The following is a 19,783-nucleotide window of genomic DNA, read 5'->3' as shown; positions in this document are numbered from 1 at the left end:
GAACGCCGCGCCGGGAGCCGGTGGTCAGAACTGGACGTCGGAGCAGGAGTAGAAGGCCATCGGGGTGTCGTTGACCGTCCAGACGGCGAGGATCAGGTGGCGGCCGGTCTTGCCGCTCGGCATGGCGCCCTGGTGGACGGTGGTCATGGCGGGGCGGGCGCCGTTGTAGGCGACCGTGAGGAAGGGCTGCGGGTCGAGGTCGGCGCGGGTGAGCGCCTTGTTCGGGTTCCAGCCGTTCTTGGTGACGTAGTAGCGGAAGTCGGTGGTGGAGTGGTTCGCGGTGAACTGCCAGCGGAAGCTGTAGCTCTGCCCGCTGGTCACCGGGGTGGCCGGCCAGGCGCCGCCGCGCGGGTCGTCGAGCTGGGCGAACTCCGTGTGGTTGGCCGAACATATGCGGCCGTCGGCGGGACCGGCCGCCGGGAAGCCCTTGGGGCCCTCGACGCTCTGGGGCTCCCACTGGATGGGGCCGCAGTCCGAGACGGTCTTGTTGGCGCAGAGCTTCTGGCGGCTGATGGGGGTGTCGGTGTAGCCGTGGCTGCTCGCGGTGGGGGCCGTGACGAGCGCGAGGGCGGCGACGACTCCGAGGCCGACGGCGGTCGCGGCGGCCTGCTTGGTTCTGGGCATGCGGAAGGAACGCATGATGCTGATGCTCCTTGAACGTGGGGGGATGTCCGGAGAGAGCGTGCGCACGCGTGGGGATGGGCCGTACCGGTGTCGGCGGCACGGCCCGTTCACGAGCTGTGGTTTAGGTCTAGACCAAGTCCCACAGTATTGACGCGAGTTGGCCATGTCCAGACCAACGGAAGAACGGGTGGTCCGGTCCAGCCCGGATCCACCCGTTCTTGCACCGCCCTGCGCGTCGGTCGGTGCGCGCTACTCGGCTCGGCCCGTGTAGAAGGCGACGGTCAGGTCCTTCACCAGCGCCTTGCGCTCGTAGTCGTCGAGCTCGACGAGCCCGCGCGAGGTGAGGCGGTGGACGGTGTCGTCCACCGCGTCGACGACCGAGGTCAGGACGGTGTCCCGGTGCTTGGCGTCGATCGCCGCGACCCGGCGCCGGCGCATGGCGTCCGCGACCTCGGGGGCGTACTCGATCCGCGTGGGCTGCGCCGAGAACACCTCCACTCCGACCGCTTCGGTCTCGGCCGCCAGCATCCGGGTCAGCGCGTCACCGACGGCTTCGGCGTCGCGCAGGGTCGGGGCGTCCTCGTGGAAGGCGTCGGCGGGGAGCTGGGACAGCACCCGGGCCATGGCCGATTCGACCTGCTCGGCGAGGTAGTCGACGTGATCGGCCACGGCCAGGGTCGCGCGGGCGGTGTCCTTGACCTGCCAGACCACCTGGACGACGACCTGGAGGGCGAGGCCGCCGGAGTCGACGGCGGGCATCGGGTCGCTGCGCCAGTGCCGCAGTCGGACGTCGACCCGGCGGCGCAGCAGGAGGGGGCTGATCCAGGTCAGGCCGGAACGGCGGACGGTGCCCCGGTAGCGGCCGAACAGGGTGAGCACCCAGGCGTGGCCTGCCCGGCCCCGGCCCAGCCCGCCGAGGGCGAGGAGGGCGACGATCCCGAGGAAGGCGAGCGGGGGCCAGAACCGTGCCTGCAGCCCGAGGTAGGGGCGGGGCTCGGCGCCGAACGCCACCGCGAGGGAGTCCGGGACGGCCCCGGCCCGCCAGAGCACGATCGCGCAGCCGGCCAGCGCGATCCCGCCGACGGTCACGGCGATCCAGCCGGGCAGTACCGGGCCGCGGTGCTCGTGGAGCCGGTCGTCTCCGCGGGGTACGCGGCGACCGGGGGTGGCCCGGGCCGCGGCGTGGGTCCGGGCCTTGGCCGGGGTGACACCCCTCGGCCGCTGCGGCCGCTGCGGCTCGTGCTGCCGCTGTGGCTGCTGCGGCTGGGCGGCGCCCCGGAACGGCAGGTGCACCGGCACCTCGGTCACCGCGACCCCGCGCGCCGGAGCGACCCGGGGCAGGTCCTGGGTGTCGTCCTCCGCCATCCGCGCCACGGCCCGCGCGACGACCTCGACGACGCCGGGCCCGGGCACGACGGCGCCGGCACCGGCCTCGGGCGCGGACTCGCCGCCTGCGCCCTGCGGTCCCGGTACGCCGACATCGGCGGCGCCCGGAGCGGGTACGGACCACGTCGGCTCCCACCCGCCGACCGGGTCGCCCGGAGCGGCGTCTCCCGGCTCGGGCAGGTCCCGTACGGGGTACGGATCCGCGTACTCGGTCTCCGGGGCCGGACCCGGGACCGTGGACTGCGGTGCGCGGCCCTCCTCGGCGGACGAGCCGCCCTGTTCGGGCAGGTCCCGTACGGCGGGCGGACCCGCGTGCCGGGGTGCCGGGTCCGCCTCGGCGTACGCGCCGCCGGGCGCCGTGCGGGCCGCGGCGGCGCGGTGGACGCCCGGGGCGGGGGCGGCCGCCGGGGGCCATGCCTCGTCCTGCGGGTGCGGGCGGGCGGTTTCGGTCTCGAGGTTGCGCAGGCGGAGCGTGGCCGCACCGGCATGGGCCGCCTCGTCCTGGGGGTGCGGGATGTCCACGCCCGGCTCGGCCTGGGACCGCGCCGCCGGTACGTCGCTGCGCGCGGCCTCCCCCGCCCGGCCCGTGGGCTCGTACGGGGTCTCGGCCGTGGCCTGCGCCGCCGCGCCCATAGTGCCAACGGCGACGAACCCGCCCGCCTCCGGGCCCCCGCCGGGCGTGCCCGCCGCCGGCCGGTCCGCGTCTTCGGCGTGCACGGGCCCGGACGGTTCCGGCGCCAGTGCCCAACCGATCGGCGCGGCCCACTCGGTGGCGGCCGCCGCGACCAGGGAGGGCGCGGAGGCCGCGACCGGCACCGCCGCGACCGACGCCCCCTCGGAGGACGCGGCCCCGACTCCGGCCCACCCCGCGGCGACCGGCGCCACCGTGAACGCCACGGGTGCGGCCGGCACCGGCAGGACCCGGTCGGGCTCGGCCTGGACGGGTGCGGCCGGCACGGGTGCGGCCGGCACGGGTGCGGCCCACTCGGCCTCGGCCCGGAGGGGTGCGGCCGGCACCGGCAGGACCTGCTCGGGCTCGGCCTGGACGGGTGCGCCCCACTCGGTCTCGGCCCGGCCGGCCTCAACCGGCACGGGCTCGGACCGGACGTGTTCGGCCGACGCGGGTGCGCCCCGATCGACCTCGGCACGAACAGGCTCTGCACGAACGGGCTCGGCCCGGACGGTCTCGGCCCGGACGGTCTCGGCACCAACAGGCTCTGCACTGACGGGCTCGGCCCGGACAGCCTCGGCCCAGACGGGCTCGGCCTGCACCGACTCGGCCCAGACGGGCCCGGCTGCCGCGGGTGTGGCCGGCTCCGCCTCCGTCTGCGTGCTCGCGGTCGTCGCGGTCCGCTGGGGGACGGCCGCTGTCGGGGCCGGGGCCGCCGCCCCGGGGGCCGGGTACGGAGGGACCTCGAAGGTGCCCGTGGTCGATGTCGTGCGCGTGGGGTACATCGTTACCTCCGTCATGCGAACAGCCGGCGCCAGGTTTCCGGGCCCGGGTAGCCGTTGGCCTCGGCGCCGCGCCAGCCCTGGGCGCGCTGGAACGCCTCGACGTTGCGGCGGTCGGCCTCGCCCCAGCGGGGGCCCGGTCCGGACGTGTAGTACTTGCCGAAGCCCTTCTTCACCAGCTGGCGTCCAAGGGCGGTGATGGACGGGTGGGACGTGCCCGTGCGGAAGACGGACGCCCCGGGGAAGGCGGGCTTGCCCGCCGGGCCGGGCGAGCCGGGCGGGGCCGGCGGGATGTCCTTGCCCTCGTGCCGGGCGAGCATCCGCCAGGTGTGCGCGCCCGGGATGCCGTCGGCGTCGGACCACTTCGAGCCGATGCCGCGCGGGTAGAAGCGCATGCCGCCGCGGTCGGACAGCATCCGGCCGAGCTGGGTGACGTAGGGGTTGTCCGCGCCCGGCCCGAACTTCGACGCACCAGGGAAGGTGGCCGAGACGACCGGAGTGCCGCCCGGCGCGGGCGGATCGGTGACCGGCGGGTTGGGAACGACTCCCCCCGCCACCCCGTTGAACCGGTAGGGGATGTACTTCACCGAGTTGTTCCAGTAGCCGTACGGCGTGGCCAGCCGCCGCGTCGTCGGCCGGGTCTGCTCGTAGGCGACGTAGTGCGTCCGCGTCTCGTCCCCCCAGCCGCCGAAGAGCACGACGTGCGAGCCCTTGTTGGGATCGGCCGGGTTGTGGAAGAGCAGCATGTCTCCCGGCAGCAGCTCGTCCTTCGTGATCCGGGTCGCGAACTTGTCGAGACTGCCGGTCCATTCGTTCGTGCCGAGGTTCCAGGCCATCGAGACGTAGCCGGAGCAGTCCTGCCGGTACCCGTCCGACCAGTACTCGGACATGCTGTACGGGACCTGCGCGTCCAGCCACAGCTTCGCCCGGTTGATGATCGTCGCGCGGTCGGTGCGCTTGACCGCCGAGGGCGCTCCCGGCACCCCGGCCGGTTTCGCCGGGGTGCCCTTGGCCCCCTTCGGGCCGTGCAGCGGGGCCCGGCCGCCCTGCGGGGATCCCGGGTCGTCCTGTGCCACCCGGCCGCCGGGGCCCGGCGTGGCCGAGGCCACGCCGGCGCTGCCGCCGCCGAGGACCACCCCCGCGGCGGTGGCCAGGACCAGCGCGCGGCGGGCTCCGCGCGCGGCGGGGTGTCCCCCGTCGCGCAGCGGTATGGCCCGGGCGCGCGCGAGCGTGCGGCGGCGCTGGGCGCAGCCTTGGCACGGGCAGTCGCCGGAGGGCTCGTACTCCTCGAAGGCGGGCAGCGGCATCGGCGGCACCGCCTCGGCCGTCGGCGTCATTTCGTACACATGCGTCGGAGGCTGCATCGCCATGCGGTTCCGTCCACTCCCCTACTCGTCACTGATCGGCCGGGACCGCATCTGGCGGGGCATCAGATCCGGCCGGGCACAGACATATCGTGCACGACAAAACCCCCAAACATGGGTTAACCGGACAACGCGGGCGCGGCTTGTCACGAGCACCCACACCGGTGGGGTAGAGTTTTGCCTGTCACCAAGCGCCGCTAGCTCAGTTGGTTAGAGCAGCTGACTCTTAATCAGCGGGTCCGGGGTTCGAGTCCCTGGCGGCGCACAGACGCAAAGAAGCCCCTCGCAGTGAAAACTGCGAGGGGCTTCTTCGTTTTCCGGTTCAAGCCGCCGTTCCCGGGCGGACTCCGACGCCCGTCAGGTACGCCGACACCACCACGTTCGCCGTGTACTCCTTGGTCGCCTTGTCATAGGTTCCGCCGCAGGTCACGAGCCTCAGCTCGGCCCGGCCCCGGACCTTGGGCCCGTACGCCGCGGCGGGGTCGAAGCCCTCGCGCTCGTGGACCCGTACGTCCTCGATCGTGAACTCCGCCACCGATCCGTCGGCCCGCACCACGCGCACCTTGTCGCCCGCCTTCGCCGAGCTCAGGCCGAAGAACACCGCCGGCTTCGCCTTCGTGTCCACGTGCCCGACCAGCAGCGCGGTCCCGGCCGTGCCGGGCTGGGCGCCGCCGCGCCACCAGCCCACCGTGCCCGGGTTCTCGTACGGGGGCGGTTCGATCGCCCCCTTCGCGTCCAGGTCCCGGACGATCACCGGGGCCTGGACGCCCAGGGACGGTACGTCGATCCGCGCGGGCGCGGCAGGACCCAGCGGGGAGTGCGCCGCGGGCAGGCCCGGTGCGGCCGGTCCCCCGGCCTGGCCGGGCAGGGGTATCGCCACACCGGTGATCTCGCGGCCCCACAGCCACAGGCCGAGGACCAGCACCGACCAGGCGGCGAAGGTCAGCAGCCGGGAGCCGCCGGAATCCTTCGACTGCCCGCTCATCCGATCACCCGGTCACTCGCCGCTGCGGCGGCGGCGCAGGGTCAGCGCCCGGCCGGCGACCGCGAGGGTGGCGGCGGCGGCGAGCACGGCGCCGATCACCGTGTGCGGCAGACCGGGGCCGTCGCCCCCGTGGCTCTTCTTCGCCGTCGCGGCGAGCTGCGCGGAGTCTGCGGCCGGTCCGGCGGCCTCGGCCGCGTCCACCGACTTCGATTTCGCGGCGATCTCCTCGGACATGCCGCCGCCGCCCGCGTGGACCGGCCAGACCGGGGTGTGATGGGGATTGGGGTGGTGTTCCCTGCGGCGCTCGATCTCGATCGAGCCCCATTCGCGCTCGCCGCCCCGGCCGCCGCACTTGACCCGGATGTCGTGGCGGCCCGGCTCCGCCCAGGAGCGGATCATCGCGTCGCCCCACAGGGTGCGGCGGTCGTCGCGGCCAGTGGAGAGGCGGACCTCGGAGACGAACACGGACGACTGGGCGATGGCCCAGTCCTCGTCACAGCCGCGGACGCGCAGCTTGACCTGCGCCCCCGGCTCCGCCGGACTGGGCTCGGCCGACACGCTGCCGCGGTTCCACTCCTCCGCGAAGGCGAAGGGGGCGGTCACGGCGGACAGGGCCGTCAGGGCGACGGCCACCCCGGTGATACGGAAAGCGATCAGATCGCTGCGCATGGTGAACCTCCTCAACAAGGAGATTCACGCGCGGCGCGCCGCTCCGCATCCGGAGCGGCGCCCGCTTGGCCCGTACGTGTCAGCCGAAAGCGCTAAACCAGATCGACCAGATCGGCGATGGACTTGACCGTCGTGGTCGGCCGGTAGGGGTACTTCTCGGTGTCCGCGGCAGACGTCAGACCGGTCAGTACGAGGAAGGTCTGCATGCCCGCCTCGAGCCCGGCCAGGATGTCGGTGTCCATCCGGTCGCCGATCATCGCGCTGCTGTGGGAGTGCGCCCCGATGGCGTTCAGGCCGGTCCGCATCATCAGCGGGTTGGGCTTGCCTGCGAAGTACGGCTTCTTGCCCGTCGCCTTGGTGATCAGTGCGGCGACCGCGCCCGTGGCCGGCAGCGGGCCCTCGGCGGAGGGGCCGGTCTCGTCCGGGTTGGTGCAGATGAAGCGGGCGCCCGCGTTGATCAGGCGGACCGCCTTGGTCATGGCCTCGAAGCTGTACGTCCGGGTCTCGCCCAGGACCACGTAGTCCGGCTCGTGGTCGGTGAGGATGTAGCCGATGTCGTGCAGGGCGGTGGTCAGGCCGGCCTCGCCGATGACGTAGGCGGTGCCGCCCGGACGCTGGTCGTCGAGGAACTTCGCGGTGGCCAGCGCCGAGGTCCAGATGTTCTCCACCGGGACTTCCAGGCCCATCCGGCTGAGGCGGGCCTGGAGGTCGCGCGGGGTGTAGATGGAGTTGTTGGTCAGCACCAGGAAGGGCTTGCCGGACTCGCGCAGCCGGTTGATGAAGGCGTCGGCGCCGGGGATCGGAGTGCCCTCGTGGATGAGGACCCCGTCCATGTCGGTGAGCCAGGATTCGATCGGCTTGCGCTCTGCCACTGGACTGTTCTCCGCTCTCGGTGGCGTCTGACCATGGTGACCTCTGGTCTCTGCCACCTTATCCGGGCCGGACCGCGGACGCGTGGGGCGTCCACGGCCCGGACCGCACAGCGGAACGCAGGGGTCCGAAGGGCCTGTCAGCCCAGGCGCACGTTGTCCACGGTCCAGTACCAGTTGTTGCTGCCGCTGTAGCGGAAGCGGACCTGGACGTCGGTGGCGCCGGCCGGGACTTGGAGCGCGATCGACTCGGACCCGGCGACCGCGTCGGCGGTGTAGCTCTTGACGACCGCCGGGGCGGCGGCGTTGTAGGAGACCAGGACCTGGGCGGTCTGGCCGGCCTCGTGGCGGTAGTGGGTCTGGAAGGTCAGGTTCTTCGTGGTCCCGCCGCTGACCGCCCACTTGGGGGTGATGAGGGTGGAGTCGTAGGAGCCGGTGTGGCTCTTGTCGTCCCACTCGTCGGAGTCGGCGACGGCGAACACGTCACGGGAGCGGACGTTCAGCTCGCGCCACTGGTCGCGCTGCGCCTGGCTCCAGAACTCGTCGGTCGCGAAGGCCCATCCGGCCCACTCGGTGACCCCGCCGGTGCCCATCTTGGAGTTGTCGACCGACCAGCCGGCCGGCGGGGTGTGCGTGAAGCCCTTGGTGGCGGCCGGGATGCCCGTCTCATCCACGCGCGCCTGGAGGTTGGGGCGCAGGGTGTCGAAGGCGTCGCCGTCGTCCGGGGCGTCCAGCGCGATGCCGTCGACGGCGGAGCCGGCCGCGACCCCGACCTGGGCGAGCGCGGTCGCCGCGACGTCGACGAGCTTCACGTCGCCGCGTACCGAACCGGCGGGGATGCCCGTGCCCTTGGCGATGACGAAGGTGCCGCGCTCCTGGATGCTGGAGCCGCCGTGGCCACCGGAGTCGGTGTGTCCGTGGTCGGTGGTGACCAGGACCTTCCAGTTCTCCTGGCCGTACGTGGGACGCGACTGGACGGCGGTCAGGAGCTGGCCGACCAGCTTGTCCACGCGGGCGATGGCGTTCAGGTACTCCTGGCTCGCGGCGCCGGAGGTGTGGCCCGCGTGGTCGATCTCGCCGAGGTAGACGAAGGCCGCGTCGGGGTTCTGGTCGCGCAGTTCGGCCGAGGCGGCCGCGGCGATCTTCGGGTCCTCGCTGCCGTAACCGTCCCGGTCGCCCTTGAGGTTCAGCCTCTTGTCGACCTTGGCGGAGAAGATAGGGCCGTTCTGGTCGGTGGAGGTGATGGGCTCCCAGTCGGCGGCCGCGTACGTGTTGAGCGCCGGCTTGGCGTTCTCGATGCGGGTCAGGAAGTCCGGGTGGGCCGTGTAGTTCTTGCCGGTGAAGGAGTTGTCCTTCACGCCGTGCTTGTCGGGCCAGACGCCGGTGGCGATGGTGGACCAGCCGGGGCCGGAGGAGGTGGCGGCCATCGGGTTCGCGTACAGGGTGCTGCGGGCGGTCAGGCCCTGGGCCATCAGGCCGTTCAGGTTGGGGGCGTTGGCGGCCTTGACGCGGTCCAGGACCGTGCCGTCGATGCCGATGACGAGCACCTTGTTCGTGGCCGCGGCGGCTTCTTCGGCCGTCGCGGCGTGGGCGGCGAGGCCGGTGGCGAGCAGGGCGGTGGCGGTGGCCGCCACGGCGAGGGTCCGTCCGGACAGGACAGTGGGCACGTACTCCTCCGGGAGTAATCGTGGGGAAGGCGCAGGGGACTTACGGGGCGTGCGGGCGCACGAGCGTACGGCGGGCCGGGGCCGAAGGCGAGAGTCGGTCCAGACCCGTTATCCGGGTGTCACTCTTTCGGTCGCGGGTGGCCGGGAGGCGACCTGTCAGCTTCCGGTGGCCGACTTCCACGCGTCGACGTAGCCGGTGAGGTTCTCGTCGAGGTCGGCCCAGTCCGGCTCGAAGACCTCGACTCCGGCCATGAGCTGGGTGAGCTCGACGGCGTTGGCGTCGGTGGGCTTGACGTCCGTGCGCGCCGGGAAGCCGCCGCCGACCCCGCTGACCAGCTTCTGGGCGTCCTCGCCGAGCAGGTGGTCGAGGAGCTTCCTGCCGTTCTCGGTGTGCGGGGCCTTGGCGACGAGGCCGGCCGCGTACGGGAGGGAGAAGGTGGTGGGCTTGCCGCCTTCCTTGGCGGGGAACCAGATGCCGAGGTTCGGCATGGACTTGGACTGCGCGAAGTTCATCTGGACGTCGCCGTTGGCGACGAGGATCTCGCCCTTGTCGGTCTTCGGCGCGAGCTTGCTGGTGGAGGAGGACGGGCCGACGTTGTTGGCCTGGAGCTTCTTCAGGTACTCCATCGCCGGCTCCTTGCCGCCGAAGTCGTGCATCGACTTGATGAGCACGGCGGTGCCGTCGCCCGCGACGCCCGGGGTGGAGTACTGGATCTTGCCCTTGTACTTGGCGTCCAGCAGCTCTTCCCAGGTCTTGGGGGCCGAGCGCAGTTCCTTCTTGTTGTAGACGAAGCCGAAGTAGTTGTTGACGACCGAGGTCCACTTGCCGTCGGAGGACTTGTTCGCCCCGTTGACCTTCTCGGCTCCCTGTGGCGTGTACGCCTGCAGGAGCCCCTTGCCGTCGGCCTGCTGGATGAAGGGGGGCAGCGTGATCAGCACGTCGGCCTGCGTGTTGGTCTTCTCGCGGACGGCGCGCTGCACCATCTCGCCCGAGCCGCCCTCCACATACTTGACCTCGATGCCGGTCTTCTTCGTGAAGTCGGCGAAGACCTTGTCGTACCAGCCGTCGCCCTTGTCGCCCTTGAGGCCGTCGGCGCTGTAGACGGTGACGACCTTCTCGCCGCCGCCCTTGCCGCCGGTGGAGTCGGCGGAGGACGAGCCACCACAGGCGGTGAGGCCGGTGGCCAGGGCGAGGCAGCCGGTGGCGGCGGCGGTGCGCAGGTACTTGTTGCTGGGCATGGAACTTCCTTACGGCGAAAGGGAGTCGGTGGGAGAACCGGCAGGCGGTACAAGGCTGCGCGGGGCGGTGCGGTGGAGGGATCTCAGCGGTACGCGGCCCTGGTGCGGACCCGGGAGACGGCCAGCAGGACCAGCAGGGTGGTGGCCATCAGGACCACGGCGACGGCGGAGCCGCTGAAGAGCGATCCGCGGTCGGTGGCGGTGAAGATGCGGACGGGCAGGGGCATCCAGTCCGGCGGGTAGAGCATCATCGTGGCGCTCAGCTCGCCCATGGACAGGGCGAAGCAGAGCCCGGCGGCAGCGGTGAGCGAAGGCAGCAGGAGAGGGAGCTTGACCCGCCACAGCACGTACGCGGGGCAGGCGCCCAGGGAGGCGGCCGCCTGCTCGTAGGCGGGGTCGAGCCGCACGATGGCAGCCGACACCGACTGGTGGGCGAACGCCGTGACCAGGATCGTGTGCGCCAGGATCACGATCGAGCTGGTGCCGTTGAGCAGCAGCGGCGGTTTGCTGAAGGCGACGAGCACGGCGAGGCCGACGACCACGGACGGCACGGCGACCGGCAGCATGAACAGCGCGTCCAGGGAGTTCTTTCCGCGCTTCTTCAGCCCGGCGGCGGCGAGCGCGGCCCAGGTGCCGGCGGTCAGCGCGAGCAGACTGGCGGCCAGGGCGGTGAGCAGTGAGGTGGTCAGCGCCTGGAGGGACTCGCCGCGTACGGCCGCGGCGTAGTTCTCGGTGGTGGGGCCCGAGGGGAAGGCCCCGGACCAGTGCGTCGAGAAGGACGCGGCCACCACGACGAGCAGGGGCAGGGCGAAGAGCGGCAGGAAGAGGATGCCGAAGACGCTCCAGGCGGCCCAGCGGCCGCTCTTGCTATGCACCAGCACGCTTGCTCACCACCCGGTAGAGGCCGAACAGGCCGACGGAGATCACGATGTTGACGACGGCGACCACGCAGGCGGCCGCGTAGTCGGATTCGAGGATCGCCTTGCCGTAGATGAGCATCGGGAGCGTGGTGACGTCCTTGGCTCCGGTGAACAGGACGATCCCGAACTCGTTGAGGCACATGACGAGGACGAGGCTGCCTCCGGCGGCGAGGGCCGGGAGGGCCTCGGGGAGGATCACCCGCCGGATGATGCGGCCGGGCTTCGCGCCGAGCGAGGAGGCCACTTCCAGTTGGGCGGTGTCCAGTTGGGAGAAGGCGGAGAGCAGGGGGCGCATCACGAAGGGCGTGAAGTAGGTGATCTCCGCGAGGAGGACGCCCCACGGGGTGGTCAGGAAGTGGAAGGGTCCTTCGGCGACGCCGAAGGTGTCGGTCCACAGGCCGTTGGCCATGCCGACAGTGCCGTAGACGAAGAGGAGGGCGAGGGTGATGAGGAAGGAGGGGAACGAGAGGAAGACGTCGATGAACTTGGCCACGGCCCGCGCCCCGGGGAAGGGTACGAAGGCGATGACCAGTGCGAGCGCGAAGCCGAGGAGCAGGCAGCCGGCGGTGGCTCCGACGGCCAGCCAGACGGTGGTGCCGAGGGCTTCGCGGAAGGAGTACGAGGCGAAGACGGAGGCGTAGGCGTCGAACGCGCCGCCCCCGTTCCCGAGGGTCAGGGACTGCCGGACGACGAGCGCGAGGGGGTAGAGGAAGACCACCGCGAGCACGGCGACGGGAGGCACGGTCCACAGCCAGCCGGGTACGGTACGGGGCGCACGTCCGGGCCTGGCCGCCGGGCCGTCAGGAGCTGCGGCCGGGCCTTCGGGGGCGCCCGGGGCAAGGCCTCGTACCGGCTGGTGGGCAATGGCCGGAGCGTCGGGCGCGGACTCCGGCCGGGGTGCGCGCCGGTCCGTGGCCTCAGTCATCACAGACTCCCGCGGCCAGGAGCACCGCGTCCCGCGGCTCGAAGTGCAGGGTGACGTGGTCGCCCAGCGCCGGGGTCTCGCGCAGTTCCGGCAGGTCCGCCTTGACCCGGTGTCCTTCGACGTCGACGTAGAGGCGATGGGTCGAACCGCGCCACTGCACCTCGGTGATGGTGCCGCTCAGCGCGTTGGGGCCGGCGCCGAGGCCGAGCAGGTGCGGCCGTACGCACAGGGTCGCGGCCGCGCCGACGGCCGCGCGGCCCGGGTCGAGGGCGAGGGGGTGCCCGGCGAAGAGCGCGCCCCCGTCGGCCACGGTGACGGGCAGCAGGTTGGCGTTGCCGACGAAGGAGGCGGTGAACTCGGTGCGCGGGGCCCGGTACAGCTGCTGCGGGGTGCCGCAGTCCTGCAGCCGGGCCCGGTCCATGACGGCGATCCGGTCGGCCAGGGTCAACGCCTCGACCTGGTCGTGGGTGACGTAGAGGATGGACACGTCGGGCAGTTCGCGGTGCAGCCTGGCCAGTTCGGTGAGCATGCCGGAGCGCAGTTGCGCGTCGAGCGCGGACAGCGGTTCGTCCAGCAGCAGCACCCCGGGGCGGATGGCGAGCGCGCGGGCGATGGCCACGCGCTGCTGCTGCCCGCCGGAGAGCTCCCGGGGGTAGCGCTCGGCGTAGGCCGCCATCCCGGTCATCTCCAGGGCCTCGGCGACGCGGCCGGGGATCTCGGCCTTGGGCGCCTTCTGCGCCCTGAGGCCGAAGGCGACGTTGTCCGCGACGCGCATGTGCGGGAAGAGCGCGTACTGCTGGACGACCATGCCGATGCCGCGTTTGTGGGGCGGGAGCGCGGTGACGTCCCGGCCGCCGATCAGTACCCGGCCCGAGGCGGGCCGGACGAAACCGGCGACGGCCCGCAGCGCGGTGGTCTTGCCGGAGCCGGAGGGACCGAGCAGTGCCATGACCTCGCCGGGCTCGACGGTCAGGTCGAGGGAGTCCAGGACGGTGTTGCCGCCGTAGGCGACCGAGACGGAGTCGAAGCGGATGCCGCTCACGCGCCGGGCTCCCGCTGCGGCTCCAGGGCTGCGGGGAGGTCGGCGACGGAGGCCAGGACGTGGGTGGCGCCGTGCTCCCGCAGGGTCGCGCCGTCGTGGGCGCCGGTGAGGACTCCCGCCACGATCCCGGCGCCGGCGCGGACGCCGCTGAGCATGTCGTACGCCGTGTCGCCGACGACCACGCTCTCGCGTACGTCGGCCACGGCCCCGGTGCGCAGGAAGGCGGCCAGCACCATGTCCGGGTAGGGCCGGCCGCGGCCGCCCGCGTCGGCGGGGCACAGGGTGAGGTCGGCGAGGCCCTGCCAGCCGAGGGCGTCGAGGATGGCGTCCTGGGTGATGCGGGCGAAACCGGTGGTCAGGACCACGGTGCGACCCTCGGCGCGGAGCTTCTCGATGGTTTCGCGGGCGCCGGGGAGCGGGGCGATGAGGCCGCCTTGCACCAGTTCCCCGTAGGCCTCTTCGAAGGCGGAGTTGGCGCGCTGGGCGAGGTCCTCGGCGCCGAAGAGGTGGCGGAAGACGGAGATCTTCGACTCGCCCATGGTGTCGCGGACGTATTGCAGCTTCGCGGTGTGGTCGGCGCTGCCTGGCTCGACGCCGAGGCGTTCGGCGGCCCGCTCGAAGGCGCGCTCGACGAGGCCGCCGTCGGCGACGGTGGTGCCGGCCATGTCCAGGACGATCAGCTTGGCGGAGGTGGTGCGGTGGGGGGTGTTGTCGGTCATCGCTCTTACCAGCCCAGTTCGTTCGCGGTGGTTTCGGCTATGGCGGGCGAGCAGGTCATGCCCCGGCCGCCGGGTCCGGTCACCAGCCAGACGCCGTCGGCCACCTGCTGGCGGTGGACGACGCGGGTGGTGTCGGTGCACTGCGCGTACACGCCCGCCCAGCGGCGGCGGATCTGCGGCAGCGGGCGGCCCAGGAAGGATTCGACGACCTCGGTGAGGTGCGCGTAGGGGTCTTCGAGGGTGTCGAACGCGAAGGGGTGCTCGTACTCGTGGGTGTCGCCGATGGTCAGTCCGCCGTCCTGCCGCTGCACCATCAGGAGCTGCATCTTGTGCGCGGCGGCGATCGGGGCCTGGGGCTGCTCGGCGTCGAGTTCGTCGAGGGCTTCGCTCTTGTAGGCGGGGTAGTAGCGGAAGCTGTCGGCGTCGGCGACCGAGGTGGTCAGGGTCTCGCCGAGGGGGGCGGTCTGCATCATCTGCAGCCGGACGCGGCGTACGGGCAGGTCGGGGGCGAGCTCGCGGACCAGGCCGGAGAGCCAGGCGCCGGTGGCCAGGACGACGGCGTCGCCGCGGTGGGTGTCGCCGTGGTCGTCGCGGACGGTGGCGGGGCCGGTGGCGGAGCCGGTGACCTCGCGGACCTCCCGGCCGGGGAGGAAGGTGTAGCGGCCCGAGGCCTTGAGGGCTTCGCGCAGGTGGAGTTGGGCGGTGCGCGGCTCGACGGCGGCGTCCCGTTCGCACCACAGGGCGGCCTCGAACGCGCCGCGCAGGGCGGGGTTGACCGCCCTGGCCTCCTCGGCGGTGATCAGCTTGTAGCCGCGGGCGGCGGCGTCGGGGCGGGCCACGGCGGCCTCGGCGACGGCGTACTCGCGGGCGCCCCGTACCGGGGTGAGGGAGCCGATGGCGCGGAAGCCCAGGCCGGGCACCCGCTCGCCGATCCGCTCCCAGAGCTCGCGGGCCCGCAGGGCGGTGTCGAGCTCCTCGCCCCCGGCCCGTCCACTGACCCAGATCTGGCCGAAATTGCGCAGGGACGCGCCGCGGGCCTCCGTCTCTCGCTCGATCTGGACGACCTCGTGGCCGCGTTCCACTGCTTGCCAGGCGTGCATGGTGCCTACCACGCCGCCTCCGACGACTATGACTCTCACGTGGTCCAAGGTGACGGGGGCCCGTGACCCGGGAGGATCGCCCGGGCGACGCCCCGGTGAACAGCCTCCGACGCTTGGACTAGACCCGTTACCGTTCCGTGATGCGAATTGGTCCGTTTTCAGGTTCTACAGGTGCTTTGTGCGGGACTATTCGGGCCGCAGGTGGGTCGTGAAGCTGAACCGGTCACCACGGTAGAGCGAACGCACCCGTTCCAGCGGCCTGCCGTCCCGGTCCCTGGAGAAACGGTGGATGAGCAGCATCGGGAGCGCCGGCGGGGTTCCGATCAGCAGGGCCTCGCGGGGGGTGGCGAGGACCGTTTCGAGCTTCTCGTCGGCGTCGCCGAAGGAGATGCCGAGGCTGTCGTGGAGGTATCCGTAGAAGGAGGAGTCCGGCTGGAAATCGACGTCGAGGCGGGGGGCGCGGGCGACCCGGAGGTACGTGCTCTCCAGCCCGACCCGTTCCTCGTCGGCGAGCAGCACCCGCTCCAGGTGCCAGACCGGTTCGCCGGGCTCGGCGCCGATGCCGGGGGCCACGGCGGCCGGGCAGGCGAAGCGCTCCAGGCCGATGAGATGACGGCCGGGCGTACGGCCCTGGCGGCGTACGCCCTCGGTGTAGCTCGCCAGCGACAGGGGCTGTTCGAGCTTCGGCCCGGCGGCGACGGTGCCGCGGCCCGAGCGGCGCAGCCGGCCCTCGAGCAGCAGCTCGCGCAGGGCCTGGCGGACGGTCTCGCGGGAGACCTCGTACTGCTCGGCGAGATCGCGCTCGGTGGGCAGCGGCCGGCCCTCGCCCAGCTCGTCGAGCTCGTCGAGCAGCCCGGAGATGCGCGCCTTGACGGCGTAGTACTTGGGGATGCGGCCGTGCTCGGGAATCCCGGAGCGGACGGGCAGGCCGGGCTGGTGGTGGTGCGCGTAGGCGGTCGGTTCTTCCACCCTCGGACTCTACGTGGACCGGCCGCGGGTCAGACGCGAGCCGGGGCAGGGTCACAGACGCGAGCCGAGGGCGGGGTCAGACGCGAGGAGGTGCGGGGTCAGACGCGAGGAGGTGCGGGGTCAGACGCGAGCCGGGGGCGTGGAGGGCGGGGCCCCCGCGCGCAACCGGCGGGCGCCGAGCAGCAGTCCGCCGCCGCCGGCCAGGGCTGCGGCGGCGCCGGCCCCGTACGCCCAGGCCGAACCGCCGCGGCCGGTGTGGGCCAGCGCTCCGGCGTCGCCGGTCTCCGCCTCCGGTCCTTGGATGTCGAACCGGTAGCCGCCCGCTTCGCCGATCCAGTCGCCGTCGTCGCCCTTGCGCTGGACGAGGGCCGCGTCGGCGACGGCTTCGCCCTGCGGGGTTCCGGGTGCGAAGGCGAGCCGGACGGTGACGGTCACGGAACCGCCGGCGCCGATGGTGAAGCCGGAGAAGGCGTCACCGCCGTCGAACACGGCGACGATCTCGTCCCGGTCGGTGCCCTCCAGGCTGACGGGGAAGGCGCCGGGGGCATCGAACTCCATCCGGAAATGGGCGGGGCGCAGAGCGCGGGCCGTGTCGGTGAAGACGACGACGGGGTGGATGCCCGTGCATTCGCCGGTGGTGGTGTTGGTGAGGTCGAGGTACCAGGTCTGCGCCTCGCCGCCGGTGCGGTACACGGCCGGCCCACCCCGAATGCGGGCCCCGATGGGGAACTGCGCGCTCTTCCCGTCCCCGCAGGTGGCCTCCACCCGCGAGGGCAACGCCGGCGCGGGGCGGGCGCCGCCGCCGGTCCCGATGTCCGCGGAGGCGGTGGCCGCGCCGGAGGCGGCCGTGCCCACGAGGAGAGCGGTCAGGGCAAGGGCTTTGCGCAGTCGCATGGATGACCCTCGCTACTCGCCGACGACAAAACGAACACCCGAACGCACACAGAAAACCGATTACCAGACAAGGCGACAATCACCTCGGCCTTGCCCGCACCCTCCCACGCACCCGCGACCCCTTGTCCAGCACCACGCCCGACTTATTCTGGTTTCCGCCCGTTCGGCCGATGCCCCGTTCCGGCACCGGGGACCCTGACCACCGGAGGGGCGGGCGCCCGCCCCGGACCCCCACGCCTCAAACGCCGGCGAGGCTGACTCGGCGGAGCCACTTCCAGCCGCCCGACGCCCGAGGACCCGGCTCCGGGACCCTTCAGCCCGCCCGGCGTTCGAAGACCGGGGTCCGGGACCCTTCAGCCCGTCCGGCGTTTGAGGACCGGGGTCTGGGGCGGAGCCCCCGGGTCTGTTCAGCCCGCCCGGCGTTCGAAGACCGGGGTCCGGGCAGCGCCCGGGAACGGTGGAACCGGGGGTCCCCCCGGACGGAGTCTGGGGGAGGGTAGGGGACTCCGCCCCGCAGGGCCGACCATGGGCCGCCCCGCCCGGGCGGGGGCACCCTGCCCTGCGGCACGTACGAGTCACACCCGGGCCGGAGCCGGGGCGGGGGCAGGGGCCACACCCGAGGCCAAGGAGCCAGGCGGCTGGGAGCCGGGGGCCAAGGGCCAAGGCCTGAGTTCCCTCAGGCTCCGCGCCCGAACAGCGGACCGAGCACCAGCTCCGCCGCCCCCTCCGCCACACCCCTCTCCGCAAGGTCCACCCCCACCGCACCCCCCACGAAGGACCGCGCCCCCACCACCCCCCGCACCCCCGCCAGGAACACCTCCGGCGCAGCCGCCACCACCCGGCCGCCGAGCAGCACCCGGTCCACATCCAGCAGCGCGACCAGGTTCGCCGCCGCCTCCCCGACGATCTGCGCCGCTTCCTCCAGCCGGCCCCCGGCCACCGCGTCCAGGCACAGCACCTCCGCGCAGCCGCGCCCCCCGCAACGGCAGGCCGGCCCGTCCAGTCGCAGCACCTGGTGTCCGAACTCCCCCGCAGCCGAGCGGCGCCCCCGGTAGACCTCGCCGCCGCCGGCCAGCCGGAGGCCTGCCCCCAGTCCGGTGCCGACGTGCACGTACGCCACGGCTTCCCCGAATGCGGCGTCCGCCGAGGCGACTCCCGCGACGCCCGCGTTGGTGTCCTTGTCCACCCGGACGGGAAGCCCCAAGCGCCGCTCCAGCACCTCCCGCAACGGGAACCCCTCCCATTCCGGGAACCCCGTTACCCGCCCCAGCACCCCGGTCCGCCAGTCCAGCGGCCCCGGCGCGGCCACGCCGACGCCTAGGAGTGGCCGGTCACCGCATACCCGCGCGACGGCCCGTACGGCCTCCTCGACCACCGCGTCCGGACCGGCGCCGAAGTCCAGCGGGCCCCGGCCGTCGGCGACGACGCGGCCCGCGAGGTCCACCCGTACCGCCGTGAGTTCGTCGCGGTCCAGGTGCACCCCGACCGCGTACCGCGCTTGCGGCACCAGCCTCAGCAGCGTGCGCGGTTTGCCGCCTGTGGACGCCTCGCGTCCGGCGTCGGCCACCAGGCCTTCGTCCCGGAGCCGCGCCGCGATCTTGCTGACCGCCTGCGGGGTGAGCCCCGTACGCGCGGCGAGGTCGCCCCGGCCGAGCCCGGCGGGGCCGGCTGTGCGCAGGAGGTCCAGTACCAGCGCGTCGTTGTGCCCGCGCAGCAGCGGCAGATTCACACCGCCCGCACGACCTCGGTCGTCGCCGTCACCCCTGTCGCCCCTGCTACCCCTGTCCACCTGGCCATTGTCCACCCTCCTTGCACTTAGGCAACACTGTTGCCAAAGTGGTTCCCATGAACGCCACCGCCCCCACCACCCCCCTCGCCCCCCTCCGCGTCGGACTCGTCGGCTACGGACTGGCCGGCTCGGTCTTCCACGCCCCGCTGGTGTCCGCGACCGAGGGCCTCGTCCTCGACACCGTCGTGACCTCCGACCCCGGCCGCGCCGCCCAGGCCCGCGAGGCCCACCCGGGCGTCCGGATCGCAGCCACCGCCACCGAGCTGCTCGAGCAGAGCCCCGCCCCCGACCTCGTCGTCATCGCCTCCCCGAACAAGACGCACGTCCCGCTCGCCACCGCCGCCCTCACCGCCGGCATCCCGGTGGTCGTGGACAAGCCGCTGGCCGCCACCTCCGCCGAAGCCCGTGAACTGGCCGCGCTCGCCGACCGGACCGGAACCTTCCTGTCGGTCTTCCAGAACCGCCGCTGGGACAACGACTTCCTCACCCTGCGCCGCCTCATCGCCGACGGCGAGCTGGGCGAGGTCCAGCGCTTCGAGTCCCGCTTCGAGCGCTGGCGCCCGCAGCTCAAGGGCGGCTGGCGCGAGTCCGGCGCGCCCGAGGAGATCGGCGGACTGCTGTACGACCTCGGCAGCCACGTCGTGGACCAGGCACTGGTCCTGTTCGGACCGGCCGTGCAGGTCTACGCGGAGACCGACGTGCGCCGCCCGGGCGCCGAGGCCGACGACGACACCTTCATCGCCCTCACCCACGCGAGCGGGGTCCGCTCCCACCTCTACGTCAGCGCCACCACGGCCCAACTCGGCCCGCGCTTTCGCGTACTGGGCTCCAGCGCGGGCTACGTCAAATACGGCCTGGACCCGCAGGAGGGGGCGCTGCGCGACGGCCTGCGCCCCGGCGACGCCGAGCGGACCTGGGGCGAGGAGCCCGAGTGCCTGTGGGGGCGGCTGGGCTCCGGGGAATCGCCGTTGACCGGCGGGGGCACGCCGGTACGGACCGTGCCGGGCGACTACCCGGCGTACTACGCGGCCGTGGCGGCGGCTCTGCGGGACGGCGGTCCGGCCCCCGTCACGGCGCTGGAGGCGGCGCGCTGCCTGGACGTACTGGAGGCGGCGCGCAGGTCGTCGAGGGACGGGGTGACGGTGACCATGAAGGCCTGACGCGCTCGGG

17 protein-coding genes and 1 tRNA gene are annotated in these 19,783 nt (G+C 73.1%); 2 read left to right on the top strand and 16 right to left on the bottom strand.

Going from position 1 to position 19,783, the window contains the following annotated elements; genetic code table 11:
* Positions 1 to 24: 24 nt before the first annotated feature.
* The 3 genes from OTB20_RS26960 to OTB20_RS26950 all read right to left on the bottom strand — a co-directional run bounded on the left by OTB20_RS26960 (position 25) and on the right by OTB20_RS26950 (position 4,769).
* Positions 25 to 639: a lytic polysaccharide monooxygenase auxiliary activity family 9 protein gene (locus OTB20_RS26960; RefSeq protein ID WP_267757190.1), complete on the bottom strand. Its 615-nt coding sequence runs from the start codon at positions 637 to 639 to the stop codon at positions 25 to 27.
* Positions 640 to 873: 234 nt separating this feature from the next.
* Positions 874 to 3,465, bottom strand: a complete 2,592-nt coding sequence (locus tag OTB20_RS26955; RefSeq protein ID WP_267821302.1) for an SPFH domain-containing protein — start codon at positions 3,463 to 3,465, stop codon at positions 874 to 876.
* An 11-nt stretch (positions 3,466 to 3,476) separates the two neighbouring features.
* Positions 3,477 to 4,769 (bottom strand): peptidoglycan-binding protein, encoded by a 1,293-nt coding sequence (locus OTB20_RS26950; RefSeq protein ID WP_267821345.1) that lies wholly within the window; start codon positions 4,767 to 4,769, stop codon positions 3,477 to 3,479.
* Between the two features lie 248 nt (positions 4,770 to 5,017).
* Between OTB20_RS26950 and OTB20_RS26945 the strand changes: the two genes are divergently transcribed.
* A tRNA-Lys gene (locus OTB20_RS26945) sits at positions 5,018 to 5,091 on the top strand.
* Between the two features lie 57 nt (positions 5,092 to 5,148).
* On the opposite strand, the gene OTB20_RS26940 is transcribed toward OTB20_RS26945, so the two are convergent.
* The 13 genes from OTB20_RS26940 to OTB20_RS26880 all read right to left on the bottom strand — a co-directional run bounded on the left by OTB20_RS26940 (position 5,149) and on the right by OTB20_RS26880 (position 18,553).
* Positions 5,149 to 5,811, bottom strand: coding sequence for a class F sortase (locus OTB20_RS26940; protein WP_267821300.1), 663 nt, complete (start codon positions 5,809 to 5,811; stop codon positions 5,149 to 5,151).
* Positions 5,812 to 5,823: 12 nt separating this feature from the next.
* A complete protein-coding gene (locus OTB20_RS26935) occupies positions 5,824 to 6,480 on the bottom strand; it encodes a hypothetical protein (RefSeq protein WP_267821299.1) in 657 nt (218 codons plus the stop codon).
* Between the two features lie 92 nt (positions 6,481 to 6,572).
* Positions 6,573 to 7,352 carry an HAD-IIA family hydrolase gene (locus OTB20_RS26930; RefSeq protein WP_267821297.1) on the bottom strand — a complete coding sequence of 260 codons (780 nt, stop codon included), beginning with the start codon at positions 7,350 to 7,352 and terminating at the stop codon, positions 6,573 to 6,575.
* A 137-nt stretch (positions 7,353 to 7,489) separates the two neighbouring features.
* Positions 7,490 to 9,016, bottom strand: coding sequence for an alkaline phosphatase family protein (locus tag OTB20_RS26925; protein WP_267821295.1), 1,527 nt, complete (start codon positions 9,014 to 9,016; stop codon positions 7,490 to 7,492).
* A 156-nt stretch (positions 9,017 to 9,172) separates the two neighbouring features.
* On the bottom strand, positions 9,173 to 10,255 hold the full coding sequence (locus OTB20_RS26920) for a 2-aminoethylphosphonate ABC transporter substrate-binding protein (RefSeq protein WP_267821292.1): 1,083 nt from the start codon (positions 10,253 to 10,255) through the stop codon (positions 9,173 to 9,175).
* 83 nt (positions 10,256 to 10,338) lie between these two features.
* Complete coding sequence (locus OTB20_RS26915; protein ID WP_267821290.1) at positions 10,339 to 11,136, bottom strand: ABC transporter permease; 798 nt, start codon at positions 11,134 to 11,136, stop codon at positions 10,339 to 10,341.
* Positions 11,123 to 12,100 (bottom strand): 2-aminoethylphosphonate ABC transporter permease subunit, encoded by a 978-nt coding sequence (locus OTB20_RS26910; RefSeq protein WP_267821288.1) that lies wholly within the window; start codon positions 12,098 to 12,100, stop codon positions 11,123 to 11,125. Before OTB20_RS26910 ends, OTB20_RS26915 begins: the two co-directional genes overlap by 14 nt.
* On the bottom strand, positions 12,093 to 13,142 hold the full coding sequence (locus OTB20_RS26905; RefSeq protein WP_267821285.1) for an ABC transporter ATP-binding protein: 1,050 nt from the start codon (positions 13,140 to 13,142) through the stop codon (positions 12,093 to 12,095). Before OTB20_RS26905 ends, OTB20_RS26910 begins: the two co-directional genes overlap by 8 nt.
* Positions 13,139 to 13,861: a phosphonatase-like hydrolase gene (locus OTB20_RS26900; protein ID WP_267821283.1), complete on the bottom strand. Its 723-nt coding sequence runs from the start codon at positions 13,859 to 13,861 to the stop codon at positions 13,139 to 13,141. Before OTB20_RS26900 ends, OTB20_RS26905 begins: the two co-directional genes overlap by 4 nt.
* A 5-nt stretch (positions 13,862 to 13,866) precedes the next feature.
* Positions 13,867 to 15,000 carry a TIGR03364 family FAD-dependent oxidoreductase gene (locus OTB20_RS26895; protein WP_267821281.1) on the bottom strand — a complete coding sequence of 378 codons (1,134 nt, stop codon included), beginning with the start codon at positions 14,998 to 15,000 and terminating at the stop codon, positions 13,867 to 13,869.
* A 147-nt stretch (positions 15,001 to 15,147) separates the two neighbouring features.
* Positions 15,148 to 15,930, bottom strand: coding sequence for a GntR family transcriptional regulator (locus tag OTB20_RS26890; RefSeq protein WP_267821280.1), 783 nt, complete (start codon positions 15,928 to 15,930; stop codon positions 15,148 to 15,150).
* A gap of 120 nt (positions 15,931 to 16,050) precedes the next feature.
* Complete coding sequence (locus OTB20_RS26885) at positions 16,051 to 16,824, bottom strand: hypothetical protein (protein WP_267821278.1); 774 nt, start codon at positions 16,822 to 16,824, stop codon at positions 16,051 to 16,053.
* Between the two features lie 676 nt (positions 16,825 to 17,500).
* A complete protein-coding gene (locus OTB20_RS26880; RefSeq protein ID WP_420716493.1) occupies positions 17,501 to 18,553 on the bottom strand; it encodes an ROK family transcriptional regulator in 1,053 nt (350 codons plus the stop codon).
* 116 nt (positions 18,554 to 18,669) lie between these two features.
* On the opposite strand from OTB20_RS26880, the gene OTB20_RS26875 reads away from it, so the two are divergent.
* Positions 18,670 to 19,773 (top strand): Gfo/Idh/MocA family oxidoreductase, encoded by a 1,104-nt coding sequence (locus OTB20_RS26875; protein WP_267821273.1) that lies wholly within the window; start codon positions 18,670 to 18,672, stop codon positions 19,771 to 19,773.
* Positions 19,774 to 19,783: the final 10 nt, after the last annotated feature.

This window comes from Streptomyces sp. H27-H1 (assembly GCF_026627445.1).
Lineage (GTDB): Bacteria > Actinomycetota > Actinomycetes > Streptomycetales > Streptomycetaceae > Streptomyces.
This window is presented reverse-complemented; position numbering and strand designations above follow the sequence as displayed.

What these genes read in the sequence shown, in the direction of transcription:
- OTB20_RS26950 (WP_267821345.1), bottom strand. Translation starts at nt 4,769, where the DNA reads ATGCCGCTGCCCGCCTTCGAGGAGTACGAGCCCTCCGGCGACTGCCCG.
- OTB20_RS26940 (WP_267821300.1), bottom strand. Translation starts at nt 5,811, where the DNA reads ATGAGCGGGCAGTCGAAGGATTCCGGCGGCTCCCGGCTGCTGACCTTC.
- OTB20_RS26960 (WP_267757190.1), bottom strand. Translation starts at nt 639, where the DNA reads ATGCGTTCCTTCCGCATGCCCAGAACCAAGCAGGCCGCCGCGACCGCC.
- OTB20_RS26875 (WP_267821273.1), top strand. Translation starts at nt 18,670, where the DNA reads ATGAACGCCACCGCCCCCACCACCCCCCTCGCCCCCCTCCGCGTCGGA.
- OTB20_RS26935 (WP_267821299.1), bottom strand. Translation starts at nt 6,480, where the DNA reads ATGCGCAGCGATCTGATCGCTTTCCGTATCACCGGGGTGGCCGTCGCC.
- OTB20_RS26885 (WP_267821278.1), bottom strand. Translation starts at nt 16,824, where the DNA reads ATGCGACTGCGCAAAGCCCTTGCCCTGACCGCTCTCCTCGTGGGCACG.
- OTB20_RS26910 (WP_267821288.1), bottom strand. Translation starts at nt 12,100, where the DNA reads ATGACTGAGGCCACGGACCGGCGCGCACCCCGGCCGGAGTCCGCGCCC.
- OTB20_RS26920 (WP_267821292.1), bottom strand. Translation starts at nt 10,255, where the DNA reads ATGCCCAGCAACAAGTACCTGCGCACCGCCGCCGCCACCGGCTGCCTC.
- OTB20_RS26955 (WP_267821302.1), bottom strand. Translation starts at nt 3,465, where the DNA reads ATGTACCCCACGCGCACGACATCGACCACGGGCACCTTCGAGGTCCCT.
- OTB20_RS26900 (WP_267821283.1), bottom strand. Translation starts at nt 13,861, where the DNA reads ATGACCGACAACACCCCCCACCGCACCACCTCCGCCAAGCTGATCGTC.